The organism is Aeromonas sp. 604176 (assembly GCF_049170755.1).
GTDB classification, from domain to species: Bacteria; Pseudomonadota; Gammaproteobacteria; order Enterobacterales; family Aeromonadaceae; genus Aeromonas; species Aeromonas veronii_A.
In genome coordinates this window covers 1-18,670 of record NZ_JAAKNE010000088.1, presented here as the reverse complement: position 1 = coordinate 18,670, position 18,670 = coordinate 1, and the positions used below count along the sequence as shown (strand labels likewise).

General features: G+C 60.9%; 18 protein-coding genes. 8 read left to right on the top strand and 10 right to left on the bottom strand.

Features of this window, described 5'->3' with window-relative positions; translation table 11 throughout:
- On the bottom strand, window positions 1-947 hold a 947-nt coding region (locus tag G5358_RS15130), incomplete at its 3' end, for an AMP-binding protein (protein WP_421324378.1).
- 169 nt (window positions 948-1,116) lie between these two features.
- Between G5358_RS15130 and G5358_RS15125 the strand changes: the two genes are divergently transcribed.
- Together G5358_RS15125 and G5358_RS15120 are read left to right on the top strand one after the other, a co-directional pair.
- The gene (locus G5358_RS15125) at window positions 1,117-1,395 is read left to right on the top strand and encodes a hypothetical protein (protein ID WP_216951969.1); all 279 of its coding nucleotides are present in this window, start codon (window positions 1,117-1,119) and stop codon (window positions 1,393-1,395) included.
- Between the two features lie 277 nt (window positions 1,396-1,672).
- A complete protein-coding gene (locus tag G5358_RS15120; RefSeq protein WP_216951968.1) occupies window positions 1,673-1,906 on the top strand; it encodes a hypothetical protein in 234 nt (77 codons plus the stop codon).
- On the opposite strand, the gene G5358_RS15115 is transcribed toward G5358_RS15120, so the two are convergent.
- From G5358_RS15115 to torC, 6 genes are all read right to left on the bottom strand, one after another.
- Window positions 1,896-2,519, bottom strand: a complete 624-nt coding sequence (locus G5358_RS15115; protein WP_216951967.1) for a MipA/OmpV family protein — start codon at window positions 2,517-2,519, stop codon at window positions 1,896-1,898. The two genes, G5358_RS15120 and G5358_RS15115, sit on opposite strands and share 11 nt — an antisense overlap.
- The gene (locus G5358_RS15110) at window positions 2,509-3,648 is read right to left on the bottom strand and encodes a hypothetical protein (RefSeq protein WP_421172940.1); all 1,140 of its coding nucleotides are present in this window, start codon (window positions 3,646-3,648) and stop codon (window positions 2,509-2,511) included. The genes G5358_RS15115 and G5358_RS15110 overlap by 11 nt, the downstream gene beginning before the upstream one ends.
- A 170-nt stretch (window positions 3,649-3,818) precedes the next feature.
- A complete protein-coding gene (locus tag G5358_RS15105) occupies window positions 3,819-4,187 on the bottom strand; it encodes a hypothetical protein (protein WP_227341296.1) in 369 nt (122 codons plus the stop codon).
- 7 nt (window positions 4,188-4,194) lie between these two features.
- Complete coding sequence (gene torD, locus G5358_RS15100; RefSeq protein WP_021230390.1) at window positions 4,195-4,863, bottom strand: molecular chaperone TorD; 669 nt, start codon at window positions 4,861-4,863, stop codon at window positions 4,195-4,197.
- 99 nt (window positions 4,864-4,962) lie between these two features.
- The gene (torA, locus tag G5358_RS15095; protein WP_421324376.1) at window positions 4,963-7,455 is read right to left on the bottom strand and encodes a trimethylamine-N-oxide reductase TorA; all 2,493 of its coding nucleotides are present in this window, start codon (window positions 7,453-7,455) and stop codon (window positions 4,963-4,965) included.
- 27 nt (window positions 7,456-7,482) lie between these two features.
- Complete coding sequence (gene torC, locus G5358_RS15090) at window positions 7,483-8,649, bottom strand: pentaheme c-type cytochrome TorC (RefSeq protein WP_421324375.1); 1,167 nt, start codon at window positions 8,647-8,649, stop codon at window positions 7,483-7,485.
- 145 nt (window positions 8,650-8,794) lie between these two features.
- Between torC and torR the strand changes: the two genes are divergently transcribed.
- Window positions 8,795-9,508, top strand: a complete 714-nt coding sequence (gene torR, locus G5358_RS15085; protein ID WP_421324373.1) for a two-component system response regulator TorR — start codon at window positions 8,795-8,797, stop codon at window positions 9,506-9,508.
- Between the two features lie 36 nt (window positions 9,509-9,544).
- On the opposite strand, the gene G5358_RS15080 is transcribed toward torR, so the two are convergent.
- Together G5358_RS15080 and torT are read right to left on the bottom strand one after the other, a co-directional pair.
- The gene (locus G5358_RS15080) at window positions 9,545-9,949 is read right to left on the bottom strand and encodes a GFA family protein (RefSeq protein ID WP_005338893.1); all 405 of its coding nucleotides are present in this window, start codon (window positions 9,947-9,949) and stop codon (window positions 9,545-9,547) included.
- Window positions 9,950-9,986: 37 nt separating this feature from the next.
- Window positions 9,987-11,033, bottom strand: a complete 1,047-nt coding sequence (gene torT, locus G5358_RS15075) for a TMAO reductase system periplasmic protein TorT (protein WP_421324371.1) — start codon at window positions 11,031-11,033, stop codon at window positions 9,987-9,989.
- A gap of 70 nt (window positions 11,034-11,103) precedes the next feature.
- Between torT and torS the strand changes: the two genes are divergently transcribed.
- The gene (gene torS, locus G5358_RS15070) at window positions 11,104-13,929 is read left to right on the top strand and encodes a TMAO reductase system sensor histidine kinase/response regulator TorS (RefSeq protein WP_421324369.1); all 2,826 of its coding nucleotides are present in this window, start codon (window positions 11,104-11,106) and stop codon (window positions 13,927-13,929) included.
- 48 nt (window positions 13,930-13,977) lie between these two features.
- On the opposite strand, the gene G5358_RS15065 is transcribed toward torS, so the two are convergent.
- Window positions 13,978-14,262 carry a hypothetical protein gene (locus tag G5358_RS15065; RefSeq protein ID WP_201938297.1) on the bottom strand — a complete coding sequence of 95 codons (285 nt, stop codon included), beginning with the start codon at window positions 14,260-14,262 and terminating at the stop codon, window positions 13,978-13,980.
- A gap of 324 nt (window positions 14,263-14,586) precedes the next feature.
- Between G5358_RS15065 and glyA the strand changes: the two genes are divergently transcribed.
- From glyA to G5358_RS15045, 4 genes are all read left to right on the top strand, one after another.
- Window positions 14,587-15,840 (top strand): serine hydroxymethyltransferase, encoded by a 1,254-nt coding sequence (gene glyA / locus G5358_RS15060; protein ID WP_005338884.1) that lies wholly within the window; start codon window positions 14,587-14,589, stop codon window positions 15,838-15,840.
- A gap of 150 nt (window positions 15,841-15,990) precedes the next feature.
- Window positions 15,991-16,440, top strand: coding sequence for a transcriptional regulator NrdR (nrdR, locus tag G5358_RS15055; protein ID WP_005338880.1), 450 nt, complete (start codon window positions 15,991-15,993; stop codon window positions 16,438-16,440).
- A 199-nt stretch (window positions 16,441-16,639) separates the two neighbouring features.
- Window positions 16,640-17,749 (top strand): bifunctional diaminohydroxyphosphoribosylaminopyrimidine deaminase/5-amino-6-(5-phosphoribosylamino)uracil reductase RibD, encoded by a 1,110-nt coding sequence (ribD, locus tag G5358_RS15050; protein WP_216951960.1) that lies wholly within the window; start codon window positions 16,640-16,642, stop codon window positions 17,747-17,749.
- A gap of 55 nt (window positions 17,750-17,804) precedes the next feature.
- Window positions 17,805-18,458: a riboflavin synthase gene (locus tag G5358_RS15045; RefSeq protein WP_216951959.1), complete on the top strand. Its 654-nt coding sequence runs from the start codon at window positions 17,805-17,807 to the stop codon at window positions 18,456-18,458.
- Window positions 18,459-18,670: the final 212 nt, after the last annotated feature.

Here is an 18,670-nt window from a genome sequence, read left to right as displayed (position 1 = left end):
ACCAGATAGGAGTGACCAGTGACCCAGCCCACATCGGCGGTACACCAGTAGATGTCCTCTTCGTGGTAGTCGAACACATATTTGAAGGTGAGGGTGGCATAGACCAGATAGCCGCCGGTGGTGTGCAGCACTCCCTTGGGTTTGCCGGTGGAGCCGGAGGTATAGAGGATAAAGAGCGGATCTTCGGCGTTCATCGCCTCGGGCGGGCAGTCGCTGCTGACGGCGGCGGTTGCTTCATGCCACCAGATGTCGCGGTGGTTGTGCCAGGCGACATTGCCGCCGGTGCGCTTGAGCACGATCACCTTGTTGACCTGGGTATCCGGGTTGGTGAGCGCTTCATCCACATTCTTCTTGAGTGGCACCGGACGGCCGCCACGCAGTCCCTCGTCGGCGGTGATGACGATGCGCGAGCCCGAGTCGATGATGCGGCCGGCCAGCGCTTCCGGCGAGAAGCCGCCGAAGACGATGCTGTGTACCGCGCCGATGCGGGTACAGGCCAGCATGGCGATGGCGGCTTCGGGCACCATGGGCATATAAAGGCAGACCACGTCGCCGCGGTGAACCCCTTGTGCTTTCAAGACGTTGGCAAACTTGCACACTTCGGCGTGCAATTCGCGATAAGTGAGTTTGCGATCTTCGGCAGGGTTGTCCCCTTCCCAGATGATGGCGACCTTGTCGCCACGCTCTGCCAAGTGGCGATCGAGGCAGTTGGCGGAGACGTTGAGCTGGCCATCCTCAAACCATTTGATGGAGACATGGCCCGGATCGTAGGAGGTGTTTTTTACCTTGGTGTAGGGCTTTATCCAGTCGAGGATTTTGCCCTGTTCACCCCAGAAGGTATCGGGATCCTCGACGGAGGCCTGGTACATGGCGGCGTAGTCGCCCTTGTCGAGCAGGGCGCTGTTGCTGATATGGGGTTTGACCGGATAGACCTTGCTCTCGCTCATCACTCACTCCTTTGAATACATACTTTTAATAATTAAGTAACAACTTATACCTTTGGCTGATGGGGGCAATTAGACTTTTGGATAGACAGCAACATTTGGTTACAGGGTAATGGGTGACACTCAGGTGGTGAGTGAGTAAAAAGGAGGACTTTGATGGATGGAGGTAGTTATGTTCTCTCTATTGCTCTGTGCATCCCTCTGGCAGTTTGATGTGCCTGTACTGGCAGACAAGCCCCCCAAAGAGTTTGCGATTACGCATCAGGAGCCGTCACAGACCGTGCGGGATCGGGTTGCCGATCAGCTTGGCAACGCATGGCAGGCAAAAAAACCGGGGGCCAAATTTTCCCTCAGTGAGCCTGGATCCCGTTACTCTGGCGACTCACCGCTCACACGCATGCTCAATGAGCGGGATGATGGTGGTGTTCCCACCCTGACGTTTGGCAGATAGTCATATCTATCGCCAGGGGATTTTCCCCTGCGGCACCAATGACATCATCATCCTTTGATGAACGCAGTCGACCTGACGTTGCGTACCAATAGATAATCCCTTTTTCCCCTGTTAAGGGCTTGTGGGCACAGATGTTCAGCCTGAGTTGCAAGCCCTTGCTACCGTGGTCCTTTTGACATCCCGAGAGAGCGTTATGTCGCTAACAGAGGATGTTTATCATGCGCGGTCAGAGCGTTAGTGCTTGAGCTGTGCGGCTTGCTGGCAAAGAGGGCTGACGATGATTGACTCTGTTGTAATGGAATTTGGCAACATGGTTGGCATGTTGCCATTTGGTCAGGAAACCTGGAGTGCGCAGCAACAGGATATCCCCCTGATTGCAGGAAGCAGTTGCATTGTAGAGCCTAATGATGCGATGGGTTTGACTGTCTGTGCGTTTTCATTTGGCTGGACCCAAGATAGGTGGGCGCTGGTAAACGTGGAAGTTGCCTGTGGTGTGAGTGTTACCAGCTGAAGCGATAGCTCAGGGTCAGGTTCACGACGGGTTGCCAATCGCGATCCTTGATGAGCCACTGCTTGGCACCCGCTTCTGCGTCGAGTTGCCACTTTTGCCAAGCCCAACTGTGCTCCAGGGTTAGCCCCCAGTCTCGCCAACCTTCATGAGCATCATAAGCGGCCATGTGTGCCTGACTGCCCCGGGTCAGCCAGAGGTTGAGGGAGAGCCCGGCCGGCAGCGGCAGGCTGTGCTCCATGTACCAGAGCTGGCCATAACGGCCAGTGAGGTCGACGAGCTGGGACAACGTCAATTGATGGTCATCATCCAGCTGCCATCCCAGGCGCCACATAGCACTGAAACGGGTACTATCAACCACTGGCATGGATCCAACTCCCAAGGCGATAAAACTCTTTTCATAGAGAGGTAGTGCCAGCCCGGCACTGCTTCCGTTAGTGAAAAGGAGCCCAACCTGGGTCTCCCGTTCATAACCCCACCAGAGTTGGCTGTGCTGGGTTGCGTTACTACTGGCCTGGTTACTATCCAGTTGCCAGCTGCTGCCCAGTAACAACTCCTTTGCTTGCAATGGTAGCGTCACCAGTATTAGCAGCGACAGCCAATACTTATTTGCCATATAGCCGCGCCCAGTCCCGATCCTGATGCATTCCCATCAGATGACAGATGATGCCGGAGCGCTGGAAAGCATAAATAAGCAGTATGCTGGCGGTGCAGAGCAACATGATAAGGCCAAAACTGTTGGGCAGTATGGTGCCCTGACGGGCGGTCCACCACAGTAGCAAGGGGCCCCACAGGTGCACGAAGATGCTCTTGTGGAAGATGAAGACGGTCAGCGAGTACATGCCGATCCAGTTGAGTGGTCGCCAGCAGAGACGGATATTGTGTTGGTGTAGCCAGAGCACGGTACCGATCACCAGAAACTCCATACCCCAGATCCCGGCTCGGCCGATCATGTCCAGCGCCAGTTCGTGTTCGTTGGCGTAGATGTCGTTGAGCTCGACCGTGCTTGTCTCGCCGAACATGAGATAGATGGCCAGCGCCACCAGCGACAGCGTCAGTACCAGACGGTTGAGGCGATCTCGCCATTGTGGGCGCTGATGCCAGCACCAGCCATAGAGAAAGCCGAAACAGCCACTGGCCATGAAGAGGTCGAGACGGGCATCCAGCTCATAGTCGGGGTGAACGTGCAGCTTCATCCAGCTGTCGATATGGCCGAGCAGATCCTGTACGCCGAGTTGATCCAGCAGCAGGCTTAGAAGGGTCAGCAGGAGCATGCCGCGGATGCCGAACCTGGCATACACCATGGAGAAGAGCGCCAGCAGGCACATCCAGAGCATGACCGGGTAGAACGAGATGGCCTCGCCGAAGTTGGGGGCGATGACCAACCCTTCGACATAGAGCATCAGTATGATGCTGGCAAACAGGGCCAGCTTGCTGCCCAGCTGCGGCTTGAAGCTGGCCTGATCGCGGCGGCTCAGGTTGAATGCGGCCAAGGCCAGGTAGATCTGGCTGACCCAGGGGATTAACCAGGCTGATGCGTGTGCTGTCAGCTGATCCATGGGGAGCAGGTGTCCCGCCATTGCCTTGTGTGATACATAGAAGCTGTCCCACAAGGCATGTTCCCGATTGAAGAAATCGATGTACCAGTAGTTGAGGTAACCGGTGTAGTGCTCGAAGACGGCCATGAAGATGACAAGCCCGCGCAACAGATCGAGGCCTGTGATGCGCGCATCCTGTGGAGGCATACGATTGCTCCTGTGTAGTGTGGCGAAAGGAGCGGCACTATATCGGCTTTTGTAAAACTGAACGGGAGCTGAATGTAAGCAAATATTACGGGGAGCTGTACCGATGTGCTTGTAATGACTGGGAAGTGCCTGACCTGGCTGTCATGATTTGCAATATTATTGGCTGTTTTTTAGCCTTTCTCTCGGCCAAATGCCTGAATACCGCGCACAAATACCAGCCAGCCGAGCAGATGGAACGGGAGGGCAAGCAGATAGAGCAGCAGGAAGTGCGACTCGCTGCCGCTGCTGTTGATGAAGTCGATCCAGGCGGCCAGCAGCGCCAGCATGCCGGCAATCTGGAAGCGGCGGCGCAACACCACCTCGACGCCGAGATTGGCAAGGTAGAGGGTGAGCAGGATGCCAGCAAATCCGGTGAGCTGGGCGGTGCCGTAGAGCTCGCGATCCGGGTTGAACAGCAGCGCAATCAGGGGAGTAATGCCCTGATCCAGCGGGATCAGGGCCAGCAGCCAGCATGCAATCAGAAGCAGGGCTGTCTTCATCGCGGCCTCAGTCGGCAGACGGTGCCGGTTTGACCAGAGAGAGGTAGTTGGCATCCATCTTGAGGAAGACCCCCAGCAGACGGGCACTGGCGCCGTAGAAGCCAAACCGGTCGGCGGCGCGACAGGCGCTTTCGAACTTGTCAAACCAGCCCAGCAGATGGCCGTGCAGCAGCGCTTCCTGCTCGTCGAGCCAGCGTTCCCGTTCGGCCGCGCTCTTGGCTTCCGCCGCGCGGATGATGAGATTGCCCATCAGATCCAGCTCGATGGCCAGATGGTCGGCAGGCTCTTTGTATTTATCGCTGACATTGATACCAAGGCGATCGAGGCGGGCCTGCATCTCGGCCATCGGGGCCTGCATCAGTAGCTTGGCCTCGCCACGATAGAGCGATTCGTAGGGCAGGGCGCCCTGTTTGGGATCCACCAGAAACAGGCCGGCGAAGTCGGCGGCGAGTTCCAGTTGGCGATCCGGGCGCACCAGCAGGCGGGCGATGGCCTCGTTGAGTTCGGCCACGGCTTCGCGCATCGGATCCAGGGTGGAGAGGCTTTTCAGGAAGCTTCGCACATCATAGGTGTCATATTCGGCGATCTGCTCATCACTGAGTTCGGCGGCGAACAGGGTGGAGAACCACCAGTAGAGTTCGGCCCGGCGTTCGCTGGTAGCCATAAATTCCTGCATTTTTCCTCCGTGGATGGCAATCGGGAGCCTTGATGGCTCCCGATTCTAACGACTTTAAAAATAAAGGAAACTCAAGGGGGCGCTTTCGTCCCCTTGGGGTCAGAGTGCCGGGAACATGGGGTCGATGCCCTTGGCCGATTCCGGCGCGCCGAAGGCAGTGATGGCGGGTGCCTGCCCGCGGAACTTCTCGATCTCCACCAGCGCGGTATGGGCCGTGGTGGCCTGCGCCAGGCTGGAAGAGCCGATGTCGGCGGTCAGCACGTTGGGATCGCCGTAGGTACAGAGCGTCCCCACCTTGCCACCCTCTAGCGGGCCATACCAGGCTCCTTCCTGAATGCGCACCACGCCGGGGGCGTAGTCATCGCTCACCACCAGACCAGCCAATACCTGACCGCGGCCGTTGAACACCCGCACCAGATCGCCGTCCTTGAGGCCGCGGGATTTGGCATCCTGCGGATTCATGTAGACAGGTTCGCGACCCTGCACCGTGTAGGTGGCGCGGTAGTTGTCGGAGGAGCAGAGCTGGCTGTGCAGCCGCTTGTCCGGGTGGCAGGATTGCAGGTGCAGCGGGTACTGTTTGCTGCCCGGCCCGCCGTGGGAGCGCTCGTAGGGCTCGATCCAGACCGGATGGCCCGGGCAATCCCCATAGCCGTAGTCGGCGATGGTCTTGGAGTAGATCTCGATAAGGCCAGACGGGGTGCCCAGCGGCTCCAGATCCGGCTCCTGACGGAACGACTCGTGGCGCACCCAGGGTTGGCCTGCCGGGAAGGTGACGAAGCCCTCGCCGTGCCAGAACTGGCTGAAACGGGGCAGACGGATGCCGATGCCGCGACCCTGCAGGCGGGCATCGTCATAGATGCTCTGGATCCACTCCAGCTTGCTCTTGCCACCGGTGAACTGGGCCTCACGACCGAAGCGACGGCAGAGATCGGCGAAGATGTCGTAGTCATCGCGCGCCTCGAACAGCGGCTCCACCACCTTGTACATGGCCAGAATGCCCGCGTTGGAGTGGGAGCCCCACTGCTCGATGTCGTCCCGCTCATAAGTGGTGGTGGCGGGCAGCACGATATCGGCAAAGCGGCAGCTGGCGGTCCACTGGTGATCGATGCTGACCACGGTTTCCAGCTTGCGCCAGGCGGCGACCATCTTGTTGCGATCCTGCTGATGGTGGAACGGGTTGTTGCCGCAGAACACCGCCATCTTCATGTGGGGGTAGGTGATGGTCTGGCCGTTGAAGGCGATCTGCTTGCCCGGATTGAGGATGCAGTCGACGAAACGGGCCACCGGAATGTACTTGGAGTAGCCCTTCCAGTCGCCGTCATGGAGTGGTTTAACGCCGGGGATGACCGAGCTGAAACCTGACATGATGGGGCCGCTGGAGGTGATGGTACCCGCCCCGTTGTAGTGCCAGCCAAAGCCGTAACCGCCCCCCGGCAGGCCGATCTGGCCAATCATCGAGGCCAGTACCACCAGCATCCAGGCGTACTGCTCGCCATGGTGCATGCGCTGCACACACCAGCCGCCGATAAGCTGGGTGCGTCCACTGCTCATGGCGCGGGCCAGTTCGCGGATAGTCTCGGCAGGGACGCCACAGATGGCGGCGGCCCACTCGGCATCCTTCACCTGACCATCGCTGGTGCCCAGCAGGTAGGGCAGGAACTTGTCAAAGCCGGTGGTGTAGTTCTTCAGGAACGCCTCGTCGTGGCGCTTCTCGCTGTAGAGGGTGTGGGCGATGCCCAGCATCAGCGGTACGTCGGTTTGCGGATTCAGGGTCACCTGATCGCAATTGAGGTACTTCTGGGTCTTGGATTTGACCGGGTCGACACTGATCACTCGGATCTCGCCCTTGGCCACCTTCTCTTTGAGCTGCGCCCAGTAGTCGTAGACGCTGTGATCCGGCACCAGCCAGCCCACCTGCAGGTTCTTGATGGGATCGGAGCCCCAGATGACGATGGTTTTGCTGTGCTCCAGCACCAGCGGCCAGGAGGTCTGCTGCTCATACACCTCCATGGCGCCCGCCACGTGGGGCAGGATCACCTGGGCGGCACCGGTGGAGTAGTCACCGGCCTTGGCCAGATAGGTGCCGTGCAGGTTCATGGCGCGTCCCAGCATGGCACCAGCGGAGTGCAGCTTGCCCACCGACTGCCAGCCGGAGTGGCCGGCATAGAGGGCGCTCGGGCCATAGGTCTTCTGTACTCGCTCCAGCTCGTGATAGAAGAAGTCCAGCGCCTGGGACCAGGTGACCCGCACGAAGCGGTTTTGGCCGCGTTCGCTGGTGTCGGACTGGTGCCCCTTGCGCAGCCAGTCCAGCCGCACCATGGGGTAGCGGATGCGGGAGGGGTTGTAGACCACCTCACTCAAGGCCTTGAGCATGTCGGTGGGGTGCTTGTCATGCTCGAACGGCAGGGTCTCGACCCAGCGCCCATCGACCACCCGGGCACGGAAGGCGCCCCAGTGGGAGCCGGACTGCACCAGCTTGTCGCCAGACTCGGCGGCCATCACGGCACGACCGAGCAGGGAGGGGCCGATCAGGGCAGAGGCACCGCTGGCCAGCAAGCCACCCAGAAAACCACGACGGGAAATATTGATCATCTTGTTATTCCTCTTTCGAATCCGGACTTAGTGGCTGCCCTGACCACCGGTATCGGCGGCGTGGTTTTGCAGGTATTTGAGCAGGGTGCGCTCCTCTTCCTTGCTCAGGCGATAGTAGGCAGACATCGCCTTGAGTCCCGAAATCCAGCCGTTGGCAGTGAAGTGAGCGGGATCCGGCGCGCCGTGGCAGGAGTTGCAGGTGGATTTGTACATCTCGCCGGCGTAATCCCAGATCGGCTTGAGCGATGATTCAAAGCCCTTGCCATCGACCCAGGCCTGCACCTGAACCTGCTCCCACTTGATATGGGTGGCGCTGTCGGTCTCCTGCTTGAGCACTTTCTCGCTCGCTTTCAGTTCATCACGGATGGTGGCGACGAAGACCCGCTTGCCCATGTATTCGCTCAGCACCCGGCCCTTGCCATCGCTCTCGCGCCACCCTTCGATGGTCACCTTGAGGCGATCGCCGCTGCGGTCTACGACGTCGATGCGGGAGGCGGGCAGCAGTTTGCCGACCGGGTCTCTGCTCTGTTCGCTGGCATAGAGGTCTTTTTCACCCAGGTTGTAGAGGGTCTCGGCGGCTGGCGCCTCTTGCGCGTCGTTGACCAGGGTGGCGTAAGTGGCCCGGAAGCCGCCCGCCATGTTGGGGAGTTCGTGGGCGATGCCCTTGTGGCACTCGATGCAGTTCATGTTCTTCGCCGCCGCATCTTTCATCGCCAGCGCGGCCGCCGGGGACTGCTTGGCGTGATCCATGTTGTCGTAGCTGTGGCAGGACTTGCAGGTCTTGGAGTTCTGGCTGCTCATCCGTGCCCACACCTTCTCGGCCAGATGCAGGCGCCGGTCCTCGAACTTCTCCTGGGTGTCGATGCTGTGGCCTATGTACTCCTGATAGAGGTCGTTGGCCGCCTCCATCTTGCGGGCCACCTTGCCAACAAAGTCTTTCGGCTGGTGACAGTCGGTACAGACCGCCTGTACCCCTGAGGCATTCTTGAAGTGGATGGACTCCTTGTACTCCGGATAGACGGTGTCTTTCATGGAGTGGCAGGAGATACAGAATTCGAGGCTGCTGGTTTTCTCAAAGCCATAGTGCAGGCCGACGGTGCCCGCGAGGGTGACGCCGACGCCCACCAGAAGCAGCGCCAGTACCGACCAGCGGCGGCTGGGGGTGCGCAGGAAGTGCCACAGTTTTTTCATCATGCTCTCTCACATCACTTTTTTGATGGGAGCCATGATAGGGAGGCGTTGTGAACAGGGCTGCCGCCACAAATTAATGAAATAGGGGTATTTATGACAAAATGTGAATAGAATAATCCTCCCTTGTCGACCATCGTGAACCCTGCCCATGAGCTACCACATTCTGGTTGTTGAAGATGATGCGGTTACCCGCGAGAAGCTGACCGGCTATTTCGAGCGGGAGGGCTATCGGGTGACGGCGGTCGAAAACGGCCAGGAGATGCGCGCCGTGCTGGCGGAGCAGCCGGTCGATCTGGTGATGCTGGATATCAACCTGCCGGGGGAAGATGGTCTGCTGCTGACCCGTGAACTGCGGGCGCGCAGCACGGTGGGGATCATTCTGGTCACCGGCCGCAGCGATGCGGTGGACCGGATTGTCGGCCTCGAGATGGGGGCCGATGACTATGTCACCAAGCCGTTCGAGCTACGGGAGTTGCTGGTGCGGGTCAAGAATCTGCTGTGGCGGATCTCGCTGGCGGCCGCCGCGCCGAGCGAGCCTGCGGTGGCTGACGATGCGGTACGCTTTGGCCCCTGGCGTTTTGATATTCCCCGTCGCCAGCTCAGCAAGGACGGAGTGCCGGTGCGTTTGACCAAGGCGGAATACGAAGTGCTGGTGGCCTTTGTCGCCCATGCCGGGCGGGTGCTCAGTCGGGAGCGGATCCTGACCCTCATCAGCCATCGCAGCGATGGCCCGAGCGATCGCACCATAGACGTGTTGATCCGGCGGCTGCGCGGCAAGATGGAAGCGGATCCGCGGGATCCCCAGCTGTTTGTCACCGTCCATGGGGAAGGCTATCTGTTTGCCGGCGAGATAGCCTCCTGACCCCGTTACGGTGGCCTTGACCTGTTTGACCGGGTGTCAGACCGGCGGGCGGGTATCAAATTGCGGGCAGTCGTCGCCAATCTGGTGCCAGGGCGCCTTGGAGCCGACAAAGATGTGAAACGCGGGCCGCTGGCTCGGCACATCGTCCAGTACCCCGAGGCGCAGGTTGATCTTGCCGCTGCTGCTCTTCTGGCTGAACAGGCTGGAGCCGCAGTGACGACAGAAGGCCAGGGTGGTCTCTGCCGATTTCCGGTAGCGGCCGATGGCCTCTTCTCCCTTCACTATGGTGACCTTGTTGCCATCCAGTCCGCCGACCGAGGCATAATCTCCCCCTGAAAACTTGCGGCATTCGCTGCAGTGGCAGTTCCCCATATAGTCGAACTGATCCGGCAGGGTCAGGGCGACGGCGCCGCACAGGCAGCTGGCATGTAACTCTTTCATCTCTTCTCCTTGAGTGTGCTAATCGGATTTTGAACGGCTATTCGACCTGATAGACGGGGCGAAAAGCGCCATCCGAGAGGGAATCGGCGGGGTCGGCCAGCGGCGCAGACAGCGTCAGAATGGGTGGCCCCATCACTCGCGGGCACTGCTCGGCACTGGCATCAGGGTGTTGCAGCAGGCAGACCGCCTGAGCGACCGCAAGGCGCCCCTGCAGCCGCATCTGATCGCTGTTGGCGGCGAGGATCTTGCCCCGGCGCAGGCCCCGCTGTACCCCGTGGCTGAAGTAGGTGCTCAGCACCTGGGGCCTGTCGAGATGGCGCTGCGCCAGCTCGTTGACCGCCACTTCGGCGGCGATGGCGCCCCCCACCAGATAGTCGAGGTCGGGATAGCGGGCCAGCGTCTGCTGCACCAGCGTGCGCTGGATTTCCCGGCTGTTGTCGCCACGCTCGGTGCTGACCAGCTTGATGGCGCTCCCCTTGATGGCATCGGCAAAGCCCGGCTCGACGAAGTTGTTGCCGCCACTTGCCTGCGGTCCGGGGAAGAGGGCGACCGAGACCGGCTTGCTGCCGGCGGGGTGACGCTGCGCCAGCCAGTGGCCGATTTGCCAGCCCATCTGGTACCAGGAGACCCCCACCTTGGCCTGCACCAGACCGCTGGGCAGATCGTTGACCAGTCCAAAGAGCGGCAGCGGCGTGACCTTGGTTGCCTCGCGCAAGCCCTGATAGCTCACTGCGCCGAGCAAGATGGCGTCGCTCCCTTCCTGCACGCAGCGCTGCAACTGCTGGCGCTGCTCGACGAGGGCACCGTAACCCCCTGCTTCGTGGATCTGCAACTTGACTCCCAGCCGCTTCGCCTCGTCAACCATGCCCTGATTGACCGAAAGCCAGTAGGCATCGCGCAGATGGGGGTAGAGGGCACAGAGGGTCAGCGGTTGGGTTGCGGCGGCGGGTTCCTGCCACTGCTGGCGCAGCGGCTGGCCGCTGAATTCGCCGCCGGGCCAGATATCGACCGCAAAGGCGAGGGCGGCTCGGGGAAGCATTAGCAACCAGATCAGCAACAAGGGGGAGAGATAGACGCTTCGCATGGCCAGGGGTTTTGTTAAAGTGTTGGGCCATATTATCCGGTCAAAGCCGACCACAACCAAGGGACTTCCCGTGAGAATCTTTTCCGGCCTGGGTGGCAAGTTGCTGCTGGCCTTCTCCCTGATGGCGTTGTTGACCCTGAGTGCCTCCCTGCTGGGCTGGGTGGGGCTTAGCCATCTGCGCCAGCTGGAGCAAGGGGTGCAGCAGACTCTGGCCGATCAGGAGCTGGCCCGCACGCTCTCTCGCCTCAGCGGCGAGATCCAGAGCGCGTCGCGGCTGCTGGCCACCGCGACCAGCGCGCAGGAGCGGGAGCATCAGGGACGCTTGCTCACTCTGCAGGGGCAACAGTTGCAGCAGGTACTGGCACAACTTGGCCGTGGGCAGGGTTCAACAAGCCTCGATCAGCTCAGCCAGAGCATTATCGGTAATCTGGGTCAGCAGGGCTGGCTGGTGGGAGAGCGACTGACCCTGATGGCGCAGGGGGAGGCGCAGCGGGCCCGTCTGGTGGCGGCGGCTGGGCAGATCGCCGAGCTGGCGAGAAGCCAGATGGAGAACGCCGAAACCGTGATGGTGGCGGGGTTGGGTTCCCTCTACCAACAGCAAGGTGCGCAGGTGACCCGGACGCTGGACCGCCTGCTGGAGCAGGATCTTGACTGGCTGGAGCAGATGACCGAGCTGCGTCATCGTACCCTGATGCAGCAGCAGCGCATCGAGGAGATGTGGCGCAGCGAACGACAGGAACAGTTGCAAACGCTATTGCAAGAGGGGCTGCGGGAGCTGGCCATCTTGCAACTGCGGGCCGGGGCTGTGACCGACCCGGCCCGCCGGCAGGCGGTGGAACAGGCGCTGACCGTGCTGGCACAGAGCGACAAGCTGGTGCAACTGCGCAGCGACTGGCTCGGCAAGGGGGAGGCGCTGCGGGTGCTGGCCAATGCCAATGAAGCTCTGATGAGCAGTCTCAACCAGCAGGTCGGAGAGCTGGTCAGCCGTGCCCGCGATTCGCTGGGGCAGAGCCAGCAGGCGCTAAGCCAGCGCCTCAGGCTGCTGGAGCAGGCGTTGATGGGCATTGGCCTGCTCACCCTGCTACTACTGATGCTGCTGATGTGGCGCATGGTCTACGGCCGGATCGTCTGGCCGCTGCAACGGGCGGTGGCGGGGATGAGCCGGTTGGCACGCGGAGATCTGGCACCTCTTGAGCCGATCGCCAGCACCGGGCGCGATGAGCTGGCGGAGCTGGGCCGAGCTTTACAGGTGTTTCGTGACAATGCGGTCGAGTTGGGCCGCTATCAGCGAGAGCTGGAGTCGCGGGTCGAGGAGCGCACCGGCCAGCTCAGCCACGCCAACGAGCGGCTCAATGAGGAGGTGGAGAAGCAGCGGCAGGCTCGCGCCGAGGCCGAGCAGGCCAACCGGGCCAAGTCGGTGTTTCTCGCCACCATGAGCCACGAGATCCGCACCCCCATGAACGGCATTCTCGGGGGCCTGACGCTGCTGGAAGATACCCACCTGAGCGATACCCAGCAGCGCTATCTGGCCGCCATCGAGCACAGTGGCGAATCCCTGCTGGAGATCCTCAACGACATTCTCGACTACTCCAAGATCGAGGCGGGCCATGTGGAGGCGCGCCGCGAGCCCTTCCCCCTGTTCCAGCTGGTGGATGAACTCAGCGCGTTGTTCCGGCCAAAGGCTGCGGCCAAGGGGGTCACCCTGGCGCTGGAATATGCACCCGAGCTGGCGCCTGTGGTCGAGGGGGATCTGGGCAAGCTGCGGCAGGTGCTCGGCAACTTGCTCGGCAATGCGGTCAAGTTTACCGCCCGTGGCCAGATTACCCTGACGGTGGCGCCTCTTGCCTGCCAAGGCCCTTGCGCCGAGCCCTGCATCCGGTTTGTGGTGCGCGATACCGGCCCCGGCATTCCGGCCGATGAGCAGGAGGCGGTGTTCGAGGCGTTTCGCCAGCGCAAGCGCGATATAGGCCATCAGGGCGGCACCGGGTTGGGACTGGCGATCAGCCGCAAGCTGGTGGCCGCCATGGGGGGCGAGCTGATCCTTGCCAGCGAACCGGGCAAGGGGTGTGAATTCAGCTTCAGCCTGCCCTTGCAACGCTCGAGTGCTCAGCAGCCTGCCGAGGCGCAACCGCTGCACCTTGGCCAGTCCCGCGACATCCTGCTGGTGGAGGATAACGAGATCAACCGGCTGGTGGCGCACGGCATGCTGACCCGCCTCGGCCATCGCGTCACCCTGGCGGAGGATGGTCGCAGCGCGCTGGCGCTGGTGACCGAGCGCCCCTTCGAGCTGGCGCTGCTCGATATCAATCTGCCCGATATGGACGGCATGACCCTGCGCGAGGATCTGGCCGCCATCAGCGAGGAGATGCATGAGCGGCCGCTGCCCGCCATCGCCATCTCAGCCCAGATGTATCCGGAGGATATCCGCCACTGCCTTGCCGCCGGGTTTGTCGATTTTGTCGGCAAGCCGGTGCGGCTGGCGGTGCTGGCGAACGCCATAGATCAACTATTTCGGCAAGAAGGGGCCTCTATCGAGCCGCAGGTGCAGTTATCAGTAGCCGTGCCCCCAACTAACCACCCCGAGTGGGCCAATCCGGTGCTGGATGCCGATCTTCCCCTGCTCGGCATGGCGCGGATCCGTCAGCTGGTCGCGCTGTTTGAGTCGCAAGGGCGGGTGTTGGTGGATAAGTTGGCTCAGGGTGAGGGAAGTGAGCAACGTCAGCTGGCGCACAAGCTCAAGGGGAGTGCGCTGGCGCTTGGGTTGACCGAATTTGCCAGCCACTGTGCGGCTCTTGAGGCGGGAGGCGGGGAGCCTGCGACAATCGGGGCGCAATTTGACGCGGCGGTGAGCGGGTTGCAGCAGTGGTTGGCGGCCGACAGGGATGCGCCGTTTTGATCCCTGCTGGCGATGCACAACGTTCAGAGGGGGCCAGCCCCTGCGCCGTTATTCGCTCTCGCGAAACAGCACCTGCTTGCACTTGGCACAGACCCATTCCCGACGAAAATCGGTCAGGTGCACCATGCCCACCTCCAGCAACTCGTGGTGGCCGCAGTGATAACAGAAGATGATATCGCCATCGACTGATTCAGGGTGGGCCGCCAGATAGTCGGCTTTGGTGGGGAGCTGCTCCCACGAGGTGGTGGGGACATGTTTGCGTTGGCTGGTGTAGTAGACCCAGTAGAACAGAAAAAAGACAGCCAGGATCACGAATGTCAGCAGATGGTCCATCTTGAACTCCTCCGGTTAGGTGCAGCCCCTCGGATGCATGGCTGCAATCAGCTCCATCATCATTAAATTTGTTTCGAATGAATATGTTACAGGATGGATAAAGAGGGCGTTGTGATCCCCTTCGGGTTTTGCCCGCCTGCAGCGGGATGAAAAATGTGCCGTTTGGCGGAGCGGCCAGGGTATTGAACGGGGAGGGAATCTTGCTTTTTACAACATAAATTCAACATTTTTTTAGGTGGTTGGACTGTCTCTTTGATCCAGCTCACGTTACAATGCCAGCGCCCACTTCACCTAACGCGCAAACGATTTTCAGGAGAGAAACGGATGTTGAAACGTGACATGACCATCGCCAATTATGATCCGCAATTGTGGCAGGCCATCACAGACGAAACCCGTCGTCAGGAAGAGCATATCGAGCTGATTGCGTCTGAGAACTACACCAGCCCCCGTGTCATGGAAGCCCAGGGCTCCCAGCTGACCAACAAGTACGCCGAAGGTTACCCCTCCAAGCGTTACTACGGTGGTTGCGAGTATGTGGATGTGGTCGAAACCCTGGCTATCGAGCGCGCCAAAGAGCTGTTCGGTGCCACTTACGCCAACGTGCAGCCGCACTCCGGCTCCCAGGCCAACAGCGCCGTTTACATGGCTCTGCTGCAGCCGGGCGACACCGTACTGGGCATGAACCTGGCCCACGGCGGTCACCTGACCCACGGCTCTCCGGTCAACTTCTCCGGCAAGCTTTACAACATCGTGCCTTACGGTATCGATGAGTCCGGCAAGATCGACTACGACGACATGGAACGTCAGGCTGTCGAGCACAAGCCGAAGATGATGATCGGTGGCTTCTCCGCCTACTCCGGCATCGTTGACTGGGCCCGCATGCGCGAAATCGCCGACAAGGTCGGTGCCTACCTGTTCGTCGACATGGCCCATGTGGCTGGCCTGATCGCCGCTGGCGTCTACCCGAACCCTGTTCCCCACGCTCACGTGGTCACCTCTACCACTCACAAGACCCTGGCCGGTCCGCGCGGTGGTCTGATCCTCTCCGCTGCTGACGACGAGGAGCTCTACAAGAAGCTCAACTCTGCCGTCTTCCCGGGTGGTCAGGGTGGCCCGCTGATGCACGTCATTGCCGGTAAAGCCGTTGCCTTCAAAGAGGCGCTGGAGCCCGAGTTCAAGACCTATCAGGCTCAGGTAGTGAAGAACGCCAAGGCGATGGCTGCGACCTTTATCGAGCGCGGTTACAAGATCGTCTCCGGCGGAACCGACAACCACCTGATGCTGGTTGATCTGATCGGTCGTGAGCTGACTGGTAAGGATGCTGACGCTGCGCTGGGCAAAGCCAACATCACCGTCAACAAGAACTCCGTGCCCAACGACCCGCGCTCCCCGTTCGTCACCTCCGGTGTGCGGATCGGTACCCCGGCTATCACCCGCCGCGGTTTCAAGGAAGCCGAGTCCATCGAGTTGACCCACTGGATCTGCGACGTACTGGACAACCACGACAACGATGCTGTGCTGGCCACCGTACGCGAGAAGGTGCTGGATATCTGCCGCCGCTTCCCGGTTTATGGCTGATAAGTCAGACCATCCGGTTTGAGACCAATGCCACCTGCGGGTGGCATTGTTTTTTCTGGCTTTTACCGGTTTTGGATGGCCGTGCTACACTGGCCGACCTAGATCCTGGCCCGCCGGGCCGGTCCCTGTTCCATTAACGCCGGAGGTCCGATGCATTGCCCATTCTGTAGTGCGGTTGATACCAAGGTGATCGATTCCCGTCTGGTGGCAGAAGGCCATCAGGTGCGCCGCCGTCGTGAGTGTCTGCTCTGTCACGAGCGTTTTACCACCTTCGAAATGGCCGAGCTGGTGATGCCCCGCGTCATCAAGTCCAACGGTTCCCGCGAGCCGTTCAACGAAGACAAGCTGCGTGCCGGCATCCTGCGGGCACTGGAGAAGCGGCCGGTGAGCATGGAGGCCATCGAAAAAGCGGTCAACCATATCAAATCCCGCCTGCGTGCCACCGGCGAGCGCGAAGTCGCCTCCGAGCTGGTGGGCAATCTGGTGATGGATGAACTCAAGAGTCTGGACAAGGTGGCCTATATCCGCTTTGCCTCCGTCTATCGCAGCTTCGAAGATATTCGCGAGTTCGGCGAAGAGATCGCCAAATTGGAGAAATGATGGTATCGGATGGGCAAGTGGATATCCGCTTCGCCCCTCTCTACCTCAGGACACGAAGATATTCGCGAGTTCGGCGAAAAGATTGCCAAGCTGGAGAAGTAAACCGCCATGCTCACCCATGTTGCCGCGTCCGATTACGCTGCGCTAATCGAACCTACGATACTGCGTAAAGTCGAGATGTGTTGTCAAAGGAGCCCGAATGTTTAGTCAAGATGATTACCAATGGATGAGTCGGGCCCTCGAACTGGCCCGCCGCGGCCGCTACACCACAGCCCCCAACCCCTGCGTCGGCGCCGTGCTGGTCAAAAATGGCGTGGTGGTTGGCGAAGGGTGGCATCAGAAGGCGGGCGAGCCCCATGCCGAGGTTTACGCCCTGCGCGCCGCCGGTGACAACGCCCGTGGCGCTACCGCCTATGTGACTCTCGAACCCTGCTCCCATCACGGTCGTACTCCCCCCTGCGCCGAGGCGCTGATCAACGCCGGCGTGGCCCGGGTGGTGGCGGCCATGGTCGATCCCAATCCCCAGGTGGGTGGACGTGGCCTGCGGATGCTCTCCGAAGCGGGGATCAAGACCGATTTCGGCCTGCTGGCGAGCGAAGCCGAAGCGCTCAACCCGGGCTTTTTCAAGCGGATGCGTACCGCCTTCCCGCGGGTGACCGTCAAGTTGGGAGCCAGCCTCGATGGCCGCACCGCCATGGCGAGCGGCGAGAGCCAGTGGATCACCTCCCCGGATGCGCGCCGCGATGTGCAACGACTGCGGGCCCGCCACGATGCGGTGCTCTCCAGCGCCGAGACGGTGCTGGCCGATGGCGCTTCCCTGACCGTGCGCTGGGACGAGCTGCCCCCCTCGGTCAAGGCGAGCTATCCCAAGGAGACCCTGCGCCAGCCGCTGCGGGTCATCGTCGATTCGCAAAACCGGCTCACCCCCGACTTGCCGCTGTTCCAGAGCGAGAGCCCGGTGCTGCTGGCCCGTCACAAGGCGTCTGGCGAGTGGCCCGAGTGGGTGCAGCAGCTGGAGCTGCCGCTGCTGGATGGCAAGCTGGATCTGGTCAGCCTCTTCATGCTGCTGGCCAAACAGAACGTCAACTCGGTACTGGTCGAGGCGGGCCCGCGGCTCTGCGGCGCTCTGCTGGAAAAAGGGCTGGTGGATGAGCTGGTGCTCTATCAGGCGCCCAAACTGATGGGCGAAGAGGGGCGCGGCCTGTTCCATCTGCCGGGTCTGACCCGGCTGTTCCAGGCCCCCAAGCTCGCCATCAAGGATGTGCGCATGGTGGGGCCGGATATTCGCATTACCGCCAAAATAGCCTGATCTTTCAATGTTCAAGGGGGCATAATCAGCCCCCGTCATCAGCAAGGTGATCTGCATGTTTACCGGAATTATCGAAGCGGTGGGAACCCTGGCCGAGCTGCGCCGTCAGGGGGAGGACATGGCCCTCACCGTCCATGCACCGCATCTCGACTTCAGTGACGTCAAACTGGGCGACTCCATCGCTACCAACGGCGTCTGCCTCACCGTGGTGGCGCTGGGCGACAAGAGTTATACCGCCGACGTGTCGCTGGAAACCCTCTCCCGTACTGGCTTTGCCGCCGCCAGAGTGGGCGATCGGGTCAACCTCGAGAAGGCGCTGATGCCCACCTCCCGCCTCGGCGGCCATCTGGTCTCCGGCCATGTGGATGGGGTAGGGGAGGTGAAAAGCGTCTCCAGCAGCGGCCGTGCCATCGAGTACTGGATCAAGGCGCCGGGGGAACTCTCCCGCTATATCGCCGAGAAGGGCTCCATTGCGGTGGATGGCATCAGCCTCACCGTCAACGCGGTGCAGGGGGACCTTTTCCGCCTGACGATCGTGCCCCACACCGCGCAGGAGACCACTATTGCCAGCTGGAAGCCGGGTCACAAGGTCAACCTCGAGGTCGATCAGATCGCCCGTTATCTGGAGCGGCTGATGATGGGAAAAAGTCAGGAGAGCAGCGCCTCGACCCTGACCATGGAGACGCTGGCCAAGGCCGGTTTTCTCTGACGGTGTGCGCTGATTCTGGCCACCAAAACGATTTTCTGTGATCCCGCTCTGATTGAAATGGAGCCGCTAGCCCCAATCTAGAGCAACATACACACGCATTTGCGTTGAGCCTGCGGGCTCAACCCCCAAGCACACTGATGGAGTAGCCCATGGCGCTGAGCACAACCCAGGAAATCATTGCCGATATCAAGGCTGGCAAGATGGTGATCCTG

Coding starts and splice junctions, on each gene's coding strand:
- G5358_RS15125 (WP_216951969.1), top strand. CDS start 1,117: ATGTTCTCTCTATTGCTCTGTGCATCCCTCTGGCAGTTTGATGTGCCT.
- G5358_RS15120 (WP_216951968.1), top strand. CDS start 1,673: ATGATTGACTCTGTTGTAATGGAATTTGGCAACATGGTTGGCATGTTG.
- G5358_RS15115 (WP_216951967.1), bottom strand. CDS start 2,519: ATGGCAAATAAGTATTGGCTGTCGCTGCTAATACTGGTGACGCTACCA.
- G5358_RS15110 (WP_421172940.1), bottom strand. CDS start 3,648: ATGCCTCCACAGGATGCGCGCATCACAGGCCTCGATCTGTTGCGCGGG.
- G5358_RS15105 (WP_227341296.1), bottom strand. CDS start 4,187: ATGAAGACAGCCCTGCTTCTGATTGCATGCTGGCTGCTGGCCCTGATC.
- torD (WP_021230390.1), bottom strand. CDS start 4,863: ATGCAGGAATTTATGGCTACCAGCGAACGCCGGGCCGAACTCTACTGG.
- torA (WP_421324376.1), bottom strand. CDS start 7,455: ATGATCAATATTTCCCGTCGTGGTTTTCTGGGTGGCTTGCTGGCCAGC.
- torC (WP_421324375.1), bottom strand. CDS start 8,649: ATGATGAAAAAACTGTGGCACTTCCTGCGCACCCCCAGCCGCCGCTGG.
- torR (WP_421324373.1), top strand. CDS start 8,795: ATGAGCTACCACATTCTGGTTGTTGAAGATGATGCGGTTACCCGCGAG.
- G5358_RS15080 (WP_005338893.1), bottom strand. CDS start 9,949: ATGAAAGAGTTACATGCCAGCTGCCTGTGCGGCGCCGTCGCCCTGACC.
- torT (WP_421324371.1), bottom strand. CDS start 11,033: ATGCGAAGCGTCTATCTCTCCCCCTTGTTGCTGATCTGGTTGCTAATG.
- G5358_RS15065 (WP_201938297.1), bottom strand. CDS start 14,262: ATGGACCATCTGCTGACATTCGTGATCCTGGCTGTCTTTTTTCTGTTC.
- glyA (WP_005338884.1), top strand. CDS start 14,587: ATGTTGAAACGTGACATGACCATCGCCAATTATGATCCGCAATTGTGG.
- nrdR (WP_005338880.1), top strand. CDS start 15,991: ATGCATTGCCCATTCTGTAGTGCGGTTGATACCAAGGTGATCGATTCC.
- ribD (WP_216951960.1), top strand. CDS start 16,640: ATGTTTAGTCAAGATGATTACCAATGGATGAGTCGGGCCCTCGAACTG.
- G5358_RS15045 (WP_216951959.1), top strand. CDS start 17,805: ATGTTTACCGGAATTATCGAAGCGGTGGGAACCCTGGCCGAGCTGCGC.